Genomic DNA, 9920 nt, shown 5'->3' on the forward strand with positions numbered 1-9920 from the left:
GCCACAAACGAAGCCCGTCCGGCGATTGAGGACAAACAAACAAGCCCAACGGACACCCGCCAGACGCTACGAACCCGGATCCGCCGGATGCGGCGCGAGCAACGGCAACTCACCCGCCAGACGAACCTCACACAGCGCGACCAACGCCTCGTACCCCTCCACCCCCATCAGCTCCGTAAGCTCAGGCGCATACGTACGGAACACCGGCTCCCCCGCCCCATGCGCAGACGTCGCCGACGTACACCACCAGTGCAGGTCGTGCCCCCCCGACCCCCACCCCCGCCGGTCGTACTCCCCGATCGACACCTGGAGCACCTTCGTGTCGTCGGGCCGCTCGATCCAGTCGTACGTGCGCCGCACCGGCAGCTGCCAGCACACGTCCGGCTTCGTCTCCAGGGGCTCCCGGCCCTCGGACAGCGCCAGGATGTGGAGCGAGCAGCCCGCGCCGCCCGCGAAACCGGGGCGGTTCTGGAAGATGCACGAGCCGTTCCAGCGGCGCGTCTGGCGTTCGCCGTCCTCGTCGGTCTGGGTCCAGCCGCCGCCCGCCGTGCCCTCCTCGTGGAACTGCCACTGCTCCGGCGTCAGCCGCGCCACATGCCCCGCGACCCGCTTCTCGTCGTCCTTGTCGGAGAAGTGCGCGCCCAGCGTGCAGCACCCGTCGTCCGCGCGGCCCGCCTGGATGCCCTGGCAGCCGCTGCCGAAGATGCACGACCACCGCGAGGTCAGCCACGTCAGGTCGCAGCGGAAGACCTGGTCCTCGTCCGCCGGATCGGGGAACTCCACCCACGCGCGGGCGAAGTCGATGCCCTTCTCGTCGGGGACACCCCGCGCGCCCGCCAGGTCCTTGTGCGCCTCCAGTTGCTGGTACTTCGTATCGGGGTGCGTCCGCGCGCTCTCAGCGGAAACGGCGTCCTGGGGAACGGTGTCCTGGACCTTGACCGCGGCTTTGCCCGGCTTCGCCTTTTTCGTCTTTGGCACGGGTCCAGCGTATGCCGCGGCGGCAGTAGCGTTCGGTCCATGAGACTCGGAGTCCTCGACGTCGGTTCGAACACCGTTCATCTGCTGGCGGTGGACGCCCACCGCGGCGCCCGCCCGCTGCCCGCGTATTCGCACAAGGCCGAGCTGCGGCTCGCCGAACTGCTCGACGCCGACGGCGCGATCGGGCCTGTCGGCCTCGACCGCCTCGTGACGACGGTCGCCGGAGCGCTCCAGGCCGCCGAGGACAAGGGCTGCGAGGACGTGCTGGCGTTCGCGACCTCCGCCGTACGGGAGGCCAGCAACGCCGATCTGGTCCTCGGGCGCGTCAAGGCCGAGACCGGGGTGGATCTTGAGGTCCTCACCGGCCGCCAGGAGGCCCGGCTGACCTTCCTCGCCGCCCGCCGCTGGTTCGGCTGGTCCGCCGGGAAACTGCTGGTCCTGGACATCGGCGGCGGCTCCCTGGAGATCGCGTTCGGCCTGGACGAGGAGCCGGACGCCACGGTCTCGCTCCCGCTCGGCGCGGGCCGCCTCACCGCGGGCTGGCTGCCCGGCGATCCCCCCGACCCCCAGGCGGTACGGGCGCTGCGCCGCCACGTGCGCGCCGAGATCGCCCGTACCGTCGGAGAATTCGCGCGGTTCGGCAAGCCCGACCACGTCGTCGCGACCTCCAAGACCTTCCGCCAGCTCGCCAGGATCGCCGGCGCGGCGCGCTCCGCCGAGGGGCTCTACGTACAGCGCGAACTGAGTCGTTCGTCACTGGAGGAGTGGGTTCCGAAGCTCGCCGGGATGACCACGCTCCGGCGCGCCGCGCTGCCCGGTGTCTCCGAGGGCAGATCCGCGCAACTGCTGGCGGGAGCGCTCGTCGCGGAGGGCGCGATGGATCTCCTGGGGGTCGAGGTGCTGGAGATCTGCCCCTGGGCGCTGCGCGAGGGCGTCATCCTGAACCGGCTGGATCATCTCCCGACCACCCGGTGACGGCCCGTACGCTGTCTCCGTGGCAGAACCAGTGGTGCGCATCCCGGATGCGAAGGTCGCCCTGTCGACGGCCTCGGTCTATCCCGAGTCCACGGCGACGGCTTTCGAGATCGCCGCGCGCCTGGGCTACGACGGTGTCGAGGTCATGGTCTGGACCGATCCCGTCAGCCAGGACATCGAGGCGCTGCGCCGCCTCTCCGACCATCACGGGGTCCCGATACTCGCGGTGCACGCTCCCTGCCTGCTCATCACGCAGCGGGTCTGGTCGACCGACCCGTGGGTGAAGCTCCGGCGGGCCAGGGCGGCGGCCGAGAAGCTCGGCGCGTCGACGGTGGTGGTCCATCCGCCGTTCCGCTGGCAGCGCCAGTACGCGCGTGACTTCGTCGAGGGCATCTGGCGGATGGCGGACGAGACGGACGTACGGTTCGCGGTCGAGAACATGTACCCGTGGCGGTACCGGGACCGCGAGATGCTCGCGTACGCCCCCGACTGGGACGTCACCAAGGACGACTACCGGCACTTCACCATCGACCTCTCGCACACCGCGACCGCCCGCAACGACGCCCTGGAGATGGCCGGGCGGATGGGCGACCGGCTGGGGCACGTCCACCTCGCGGACGGCAACGGCTCGGCGAAGGACGAGCACCTGGTGCCGGGGCGCGGCACGCAGCCCTGCGCCGAGCTGCTGGAGAACCTCGCGGGCAGCGCCTTCGACGGGCATGTGGTGATCGAGGTCAACACCCGGCGCGCGATGTCGTCGGCCGAGCGCGAGTCCGATCTGGCGGAGGCGCTGGCGTTCACGCGGCTGCATCTGGCGTCGTCATCGGCGTCGGCGTCGGCATCGGCCGGGACCGTGGCCCCTCCTGTGACTCCGTCCTCCTCTTCCTCTTCCTCGGCGGGGGCGCGTCCTTCATGACCGACACGGCTCCGCGCCGCCGCGGACGCCCCGCGCGCGACCGGTCCGCGACCGGCCCCGGCACCCGGGAGATGATCCTGGAGGCCGCCCGTACGGAATTCGCCGAGAGCGGCTACGACAAGACGTCCGTACGGGGCATCGCCAAGGCCGCCGGTGTCGACCCGGCCCTCGTGCACCACTACTTCGGTACGAAGGACGAGGTCTTCGGCGCCGCCGTCGAGGTCTCCTTCGAGCCCGCCCTGCTGGTGCCGAAGCTGCTGGCCGGCGGCCCGGAAGGGCTCGGCGAGCGGCTGGCCCGGTTTTTCCTGGGCGTGTGGGAGAACCCGGTGAGCCGGGCGCCCCTCCTCGCGATCATCCGGTCCGCGCTGACGCACGACGCGGCGGCGAAGATCCTGCGTACGTTCGTGCTGCAACGGATCCTGGAGCGGATCGCGGAGGAGCTGGACGTACCGAACCCGACGTTCCGCGCGGAGCTGGCCGCGTCGCAGATGGTCGGGATCATGTTCCTGCGCTACGTGATCCAGGCGGAGCCGCTCGCTTCGGTGGCTCCCGAGGAGATCGTGGCGATGGTGGCGCCGACGCTCCAGCGGTACCTGACGGATGCCGACCCGGGCGCGGACGCGGGCGCCCGAGCGAAGGCGTGACCGGAAAGGCCGCGTGACCGGAAAGTGGGCAGTCGTTCCGTATTGCGGACAACCTGTCCAGATCCTGGAGCCGGGGCGTACGCTCGTAGACAGTCATTTTCGACCCCCGATCCGAGGATTCACCGAAGGAGCGAGCGACGATGCCCGAGCTGAGGTCCCGCACGGTCACCCACGGCCGGAACATGGCAGGCGCACGTGCCCTGATGCGGGCGTCCGGGGTGGCGAGCGCGGACATCGGCAAGCCGATCATCGCCGTGGCCAACTCCTTCACCGAGTTCGTCCCCGGGCACACCCACCTCGCCCCGGTCGGCCGGATCGTCTCCGAGGCGATCAAGGCCGCGGGCGCCGTGCCGCGCGAGTTCAACACGATCGCCGTGGACGACGGCATCGCGATGGGCCACGGCGGCATGCTCTACAGCCTGCCGTCCCGCGACCTGATCGCCGACTCCGTCGAGTACATGGTCGAGGCGCACTGCGCGGACGCGCTGATCTGCATCTCCAACTGCGACAAGATCACCCCGGGCATGCTGAACGCCGCCCTGCGCCTCAACATCCCCACGGTCTTCGTCTCCGGCGGCCCGATGGAGGCCGGCCGGGCGACCCTGGTCGACGGTACGGTCCGCAAGCTCGACCTGATCAACGCGATCTCGGACGCCGTCAACGAGTCGGTCTCGGACGAGGACATCCTCCGTATCGAGGAGAACGCCTGCCCGACCTGCGGCTCCTGTTCCGGCATGTTCACCGCCAACTCGATGAACTGCCTGACCGAGGCCATGGGCCTGTCGCTGCCCGGCAACGGCTCGGTGCTCGCCACCCACACCGCCCGCAAGGCGCTGTACGAGAACGCGGGCCGCACGGTCGTCGAGATCACCAAGCGCTACTACGAGCAGGACGACGCGTCCGTCCTGCCCCGCGCCATCGCCACCCGCGCCGCCTTCGACAACGCCATGGCCCTCGACATCGCCATGGGCGGCTCGACCAACACGATCCTGCACCTCCTCGCCGCCGCGCAGGAGGCCGAGCTGGACTACGACCTCGCCGACATCGACGCCGTCTCGCGCCGCGTCCCGTGCCTGGCCAAGGTCGCGCCGAACGTCGCCCCCGGGGGCACGTACTACATGGAGGACATCCACCGCGCCGGCGGCATCCCCGCCATCCTCGGTGAGCTGTACCGCGGCGGACTGCTCCACGAGGACGTGCACACCGTCCACTCGCCCGGCATCAAGCCGTGGCTGGAGACGTGGGACGTGCGCGGCGGCTCGCCGTCCGAGGAGGCCGTCGAGCTGTGGCACGCGGCGCCCGGCTGCGTCCGCTCCGCCGAGGCCTTCTCGCAGTCCGAGCGCTGGGACACCCTCGACACGGACGCGGCGGGCGGCTGCATCCGCGACGTGGCACACGCGTACAGCAAGGACGGCGGACTCGCGGTCCTCAAGGGCAACCTCGCCGTCGACGGCTGTGTGGTGAAGACGGCCGGCGTGGACGAGTCGATCTGGACCTTCGAGGGCCCGGCCGTCGTCTGCGAGTCGCAGGACGAGGCCGTGGAGAAGATCCTCCGCAAGGAGATCGCGGAGGGCGATGTGATCGTCATCCGGTACGAGGGTCCGCGTGGCGGCCCCGGGATGCAGGAAATGCTCTACCCCACCTCGTACTTGAAGGGACGCGGCCTCGGCAAGGCGTGCGCGCTCGTCACCGACGGCCGCTTCTCCGGCGGTACGTCGGGGCTGTCGATCGGGCACGCGTCGCCGGAGGCGGCGTCGGGCGGCACGATCGCGCTGGTCCACGACGGCGACCGGATCCGGATCGACATCCCGAACCGCTCGATCGAACTGCTCGTCCCGGACGAGGAGTTGGAGACCCGGCGGGCGGCTCTCGGCGGGGTGTACGCGCCGGTCGGCCGCGAGCGCAAGGTCTCGGCGGCGCTGCGGGCGTACGCGGCGATGGCGACGAGCGCGGACAAGGGCGCGGTGCGGGACGTCTCCCGGCTGGGCTGACCGGTCTTTCGATACGGCTGTGGGCCCTGTCCCCCGAGGTTTCCGGGGACAGGGCCCACAGTCGTCGTTGTCGGCGGGCGCCTCGGTGCCGTCAGGTGCCGCGCGTCACCAGCGCGAGGGGTCGCGGCTGTCGACGGCGAAGACGGAACCGTCGGGGGCGCTCGCGTACACCCGGCCCGGTACGGCGACCGGCGCGGCCAGCGTCGCCGTGAACGTGTGCCGCCCGTCGTCCATACGGGGCTTCGTCTCGCCCACCAGCACGCCACGCCGCGCGTCCACCGCGAGCAGCCGCCCGTCCCCCGCGCTGAGGTAGAGCCGGCCGTCCAGGACCACGGGGGCCGACGTCCACGCGACGGAGGTCTCCAGGCGCCAGCGCTCGGCGGCCCCGTTCCCCTTGGTCCGCACGGCCGCCAGCGATCCCGAGTAGCCGATGAGGTAGACGGTGTCCCCGGCGACGGTGGCCTGGGCCTGGTCGAGCGGTGAGGAGAGCGGGACGCGCCGTACGTCCCGGGTCGCCGTGTCCAGCCGTACGACTCCGACCGTCATGCTGTCGAGATTGCCGGCGAGCAGGAACAGCGCGCCGTCCGACACGGACACCGGGGTCAGCGTGCCGGTGACCCGCTTCTCCCAGCGCAGGGCGCCGGTCGTCGGATCGACCGCGCTGACCTGCGTGGACGTACCGTCGGAGGACGCCGTCACGGCGAACAGACCGCTGTTCGGTCCGGAGCCTCCGCCGTCCGTTCCCACCCAGAGCGAGCCCGGTCCGCCGCGCGGCTCCGTCCAGCGTTCCTCGCCCGTCCGGCTGTCGAGGGAGCGGACCATGCCGTCGTCGGCCACGAGCAGGACCGAGTCACCCGCGTGGCGGACGACGGGGTACGAGGAGAGGTCGGCGTCCCAGCGCTTCGCGCCGGAGGCGGGGTCGAGCGCCTCCAGACGGCCGCCGTTCCCGGTGATCACGTGCAGGAGGCCGCCCGACAGGACGGGAGCCGCCCCGCCCACGCTGTCCGGCGTGGTATCGGTGCTCTTCTTCGACCAGTCGAGGTGGCCGTTCAGGGGATCGATCCGGGCCGCCTTGATGCCCGGAGCCGCGCAGTAGACGCCCGTACCGTCCGCCGCGCAGGAGGGTATGCGGTTCTCGCCCGTGCCGCCGCGCAGTTGGAGGTCCCAGGGGCGGAACTTCCGCTCCGCGGAGTCCGCTTGGCCGGGGCGGGTTGTCGCGGGCCCCGGCCCGTGCCCGTCGTCCGCCGCGTGCATCCCCACCAGGCCCGCACCCGCCGTCACGGCAAGGACGGCGGCGATCGCGGCCCAACGGGCGCGCGGGCGGCGCCGGTTGAGGGACAGCACGGTCCACGGACGGCCGCCGCGGGACCGGCCGGCCTTGGGATGCGTGGTGGGGGTCGGGTCGTCGCCGCCACCGGTCCTGGGCCCCCGGCTCGGCGGTACGAGCGCGGTCGCCGTGCCCTTCCGGTCCGTACGCAGCGCGGCCATCAGCTCGTCGGGCGTCGGCCGGTCGGCCGGCTCCTTCGCCAGGCAGCGGGCGACGAGCGGCTGGACGCGCTCGGGCACGCCCGACAGGTCCGGTTCGTCGTGCACGACCTGGTACGCGACGATGTACGGGCTGTCCGAGTCGAAGGGCCCCTTGCCGGTCGCCGCGTGGACGAGCACCGCGCCCATCGCGAACACGTCGGCGGCCGGGCCGACTTCACGCGGTCGCTGGAACTGCTCCGGCGCCATGAACGGCGGCGTGCCGATCAACCGGCCTGTCTCCGTGTGCAGATCACTGTCCGTCGGACGCGAGATGCCGAAGTCGATGACCTTGGGTCCGTCCGCCGCGAGCAGGACGTTGCTGGGCTTGAGGTCGCGGTGGACCACACCGGCCCGGTGGATGTCCCGCAGCCCCTCCGCCAGGCCCGCACCGAGCTGGATCAGCTCGTCCGTACTCAACGGCCCGCTCCGCTTCACCCGCTCGGACAGGGTGGGGCCGTCGATGAACAGCGTGGCCATCCACGGCCGTTCGGCTTCCGGGTCGGCGTCCACGACGGGCGCGGTGAACGCGCCGCTGACCCGGCGGGCGGCCGTGATCTCCTGCCGGAAACGGGCTCTGAACTCGGGATCCGAGGCGTGGTGGGAGTGAATGATCTTGACGGCCAGGCGCAACCCCGAAGCGGATGTGGCCAGATGGACCGCACCCATTCCACCCGAACCCAGGTCGGATTCGAGCAGGTAGCGACCGGCGTATTCCGGACGCTCCGCTTCCGGGGCCTGCCCGGTGTTGCGCAGTGGTGGCATCGCCCACCCCCGTGTGTTCGTGCGCAAGCGCGACGCACGGAGCCTAGTCGATGATGCGTGCGATCCAGCCACGGGTTGCTAGCCTGCGCGGCGCAGGGTGCGCACCTTCAATGGGGGAGGACGAATGTCGATCGAAGAGGCGGAGAACACTCCGGTGGCGGGGGACGTGACGGGCGGGGCGGCCGCCGAGCCGGCCGTGGCGCTGGTGGAACCGACCGCGGCGGCGATTCCGGAACCGGCCGTGGAGACGATGGCGGCGACGGCCACGCGGTACCCGGTCGCGCCGGGCTACCGGGTGAACGTCCGCAGCGGGCCGGGGACGAACTACCAGATCGTGCGGGTGCTGGCGTACGGCGCGAGTGTGCCGATCAACTGCCAGAAGCCGGGGGAGTGGATCTCGGGGCCGTACGGGACGAGCAACCTCTGGGACTGCATCGCGAACGGTCAGTTCGTCTCGGACTCGTACGTCCACACGGGGTCCGACGGGTACGTGGCGCCGCACTGCTCCTGACGCCGCCGCTCCGTGCGCACGGTGACACCAAGGTCACCGTGCGTACGGCGGGATCCGGCCAGGGACCAGGGATACTCGATCCCGTGAGCGAGCACACCGAACGACCCGAGCGCCCCACCGAGGCGAAGGCCGCTGCGGCGGCCACCTCGGCCACCGCCCCCGCCGGCGGTCCCGAGCCCGAGACGCTGCCCTTCTTCGGCACGACCTGGCTCGGCCACGACGGCGGCTACGGTCTCCGGCGTGTCGGCGCGGCCGTCGGCTCGCTGGCCGCCGCGGTGGCGGCGTGTTTCGTGCTGAACTTCGCGTACGAGGGGCTGGCGATCGCGGGCGTCGGCGGCTTCGTGGACGTGCTGCTGGTGGTGATGTTCGCGGTGTGCGGTGTGCTCGCGTTCCGCCAGACGTGGACGGGCTTCTCGCGCCGCCCGGCCGATCCGGACCGGGACGCGTCCCTGCGCAGTCTCAAGATGATCGGCTTTGTCGGCTCGCTGCTCGCGTACTTCGTGCGCTCACTCACCGAGGCCCCGGGCGAGGGCCTGCGGCGCCGCGAGTACGAGACGGCGGTCACCGAGTACGCACGCCGCAGGTCCGCCCGTACCGGCAATCCGGCGGCCCGCAGTACCACCAAGGGCCGCCGCCCTAAACGCCGCTAGAAGGTGGCCGGCGCGGCCCGGGAAAAGCGGACTGGGAAACGCGGCCCGGGATACGCGGCCTGGGATACGCGGCCCGGGATACGTGGTCCGGGAAACGCGGGCCCGAAAAACGTGGCTCGGGAAACGCGGCTCAGGACAGGATGTGCCGTATGAACGAGCGCGCCCTGTCCTTCGACGCCGTCGCCGAGCAGTACGACACCGCCCGCCCCGGCTATCCGCCCGCCCTCTTCGACACGATCGAGGCCGTGACCGGCCGCCCGCTGCGCGGCTCGCGGGTGGTGGACATCGGCGCGGGCACCGGGATCGCCACCCGGCTGCTGCGGGAGCGCGGCGCGCACGTCGTGGCCGTCGAACCCGGCCCCGGGATGGCGGCCCGGCTGCGGCTCTCCCTCCCCGACGTACGGCTCGTACGCGGCTTCGGCGACGCGCTGCCCCTCGCCGACGCCTCCGCCGACCTCATCACGTACGCCCAGGCCTGGCACTGGACCGACCCGGCCCGCTCCCTCCCCGAGGCGATGCGGGTGCTGCGGCCCGGCGGCGCGCTGGCCCTGTGGTGGAACGTCTCCGACCGCGCCGTGCCCTGGATCGCCGAACAGGACACCCGGCTGCGGGAGGAGGCGGGCGACGCGGCGCACGGCGCCCACGGCACGGGAGAGCGCGACCGGCACCTGCCGACGGGGCCGGAGACCGTACGGCGGCGGGTGCCCTGGTCCCGCCGCGTCCCGCTGGCCACCCACCTGGACAACCTGGGCAGCCACTCCGTCTTCCGTGTGCTGGGGGACGAGGCCACGACCGCCTTCCTCGACCGGGAGCGCGACGAACTGCTGAGGCATTTCCCCGACGGGACGGTGGAGGAGTCGTACGTGGTGGAGTTGACCCTCACGTTCCGGCCTCCCGGGTCGTCTTCCCGGTAGACGCGAAAGCCGGACAGGACATCTGCCGGACAGGACATCTGCCGGACAGGAC

General features: G+C 71.9%; 9 protein-coding genes. 7 read left to right on the forward strand and 2 right to left on the reverse strand.

The window, feature by feature from the left end; all coding sequences use genetic code 11:
- Nucleotides 1-66: 66 nt before the first annotated feature.
- Nucleotides 67-978, reverse strand: coding sequence for a hypothetical protein (locus GT042_RS23940; RefSeq protein ID WP_345943891.1), 912 nt, complete (start codon nt 976-978; stop codon nt 67-69).
- A gap of 39 nt (nt 979-1017) precedes the next feature.
- Between GT042_RS23940 and GT042_RS23945 the strand changes: the two genes are divergently transcribed.
- The 4 genes from GT042_RS23945 (at nt 1018) to ilvD (ending at nt 5504) form a co-directional block, all read left to right on the forward strand.
- Nucleotides 1018-1953, forward strand: coding sequence for a Ppx/GppA phosphatase family protein (locus GT042_RS23945; protein ID WP_161310794.1), 936 nt, complete (start codon nt 1018-1020; stop codon nt 1951-1953).
- A gap of 19 nt (nt 1954-1972) precedes the next feature.
- On the forward strand, nt 1973-2869 hold the full coding sequence (locus tag GT042_RS23950) for a sugar phosphate isomerase/epimerase (RefSeq protein ID WP_345943892.1): 897 nt from the start codon (nt 1973-1975) through the stop codon (nt 2867-2869).
- Nucleotides 2866-3513, forward strand: coding sequence for a TetR family transcriptional regulator (locus GT042_RS23955; RefSeq protein ID WP_161310795.1), 648 nt, complete (start codon nt 2866-2868; stop codon nt 3511-3513). Before GT042_RS23950 ends, GT042_RS23955 begins: the two co-directional genes overlap by 4 nt.
- A 140-nt stretch (nt 3514-3653) precedes the next feature.
- Nucleotides 3654-5504 (forward strand): dihydroxy-acid dehydratase, encoded by a 1851-nt coding sequence (ilvD, locus tag GT042_RS23960; protein WP_161310796.1) that lies wholly within the window; start codon nt 3654-3656, stop codon nt 5502-5504.
- A gap of 105 nt (nt 5505-5609) precedes the next feature.
- Here the strand turns inward: ilvD and GT042_RS23965 are convergent, their stop codons facing one another.
- The gene (locus tag GT042_RS23965; RefSeq protein WP_161310797.1) at nt 5610-7793 is read right to left on the reverse strand and encodes a serine/threonine-protein kinase; all 2184 of its coding nucleotides are present in this window, start codon (nt 7791-7793) and stop codon (nt 5610-5612) included.
- A 250-nt stretch (nt 7794-8043) separates the two neighbouring features.
- On the opposite strand from GT042_RS23965, the gene GT042_RS23970 reads away from it, so the two are divergent.
- The 3 genes from GT042_RS23970 to GT042_RS23980 all read left to right on the forward strand — a co-directional run bounded on the left by GT042_RS23970 (nt 8044) and on the right by GT042_RS23980 (nt 9868).
- On the forward strand, nt 8044-8304 hold the full coding sequence (locus GT042_RS23970; protein ID WP_237531114.1) for an SH3 domain-containing protein: 261 nt from the start codon (nt 8044-8046) through the stop codon (nt 8302-8304).
- 185 nt (nt 8305-8489) lie between these two features.
- Nucleotides 8490-8954 (forward strand): hypothetical protein, encoded by a 465-nt coding sequence (locus GT042_RS23975; RefSeq protein WP_161310802.1) that lies wholly within the window; start codon nt 8490-8492, stop codon nt 8952-8954.
- Nucleotides 8955-9103: 149 nt separating this feature from the next.
- Nucleotides 9104-9868 (forward strand): class I SAM-dependent methyltransferase, encoded by a 765-nt coding sequence (locus GT042_RS23980; protein WP_237531113.1) that lies wholly within the window; start codon nt 9104-9106, stop codon nt 9866-9868.
- The last annotated feature ends 52 nt before the right edge of the window (nt 9869-9920 follow it).

The organism is Streptomyces sp. SID3212, assembly GCF_009865405.1.
Lineage (GTDB): Bacteria > Actinomycetota > Actinomycetes > Streptomycetales > Streptomycetaceae > Streptomyces.

Bases quoted from the DNA above. Each gene is read 5' to 3' on its own strand.
- GT042_RS23945 (WP_161310794.1), top strand. From the start codon at position 1,018: ATGAGACTCGGAGTCCTCGACGTCGGTTCGAACACCGTTCATCTGCTG.
- GT042_RS23955 (WP_161310795.1), top strand. From the start codon at position 2,866: ATGACCGACACGGCTCCGCGCCGCCGCGGACGCCCCGCGCGCGACCGG.
- ilvD (WP_161310796.1), top strand. From the start codon at position 3,654: ATGCCCGAGCTGAGGTCCCGCACGGTCACCCACGGCCGGAACATGGCA.
- GT042_RS23965 (WP_161310797.1), bottom strand. From the start codon at position 7,793: ATGCCACCACTGCGCAACACCGGGCAGGCCCCGGAAGCGGAGCGTCCG.
- GT042_RS23970 (WP_237531114.1), top strand. From the start codon at position 8,044: ATGGCGGCGACGGCCACGCGGTACCCGGTCGCGCCGGGCTACCGGGTG.
- GT042_RS23980 (WP_237531113.1), top strand. From the start codon at position 9,104: ATGAACGAGCGCGCCCTGTCCTTCGACGCCGTCGCCGAGCAGTACGAC.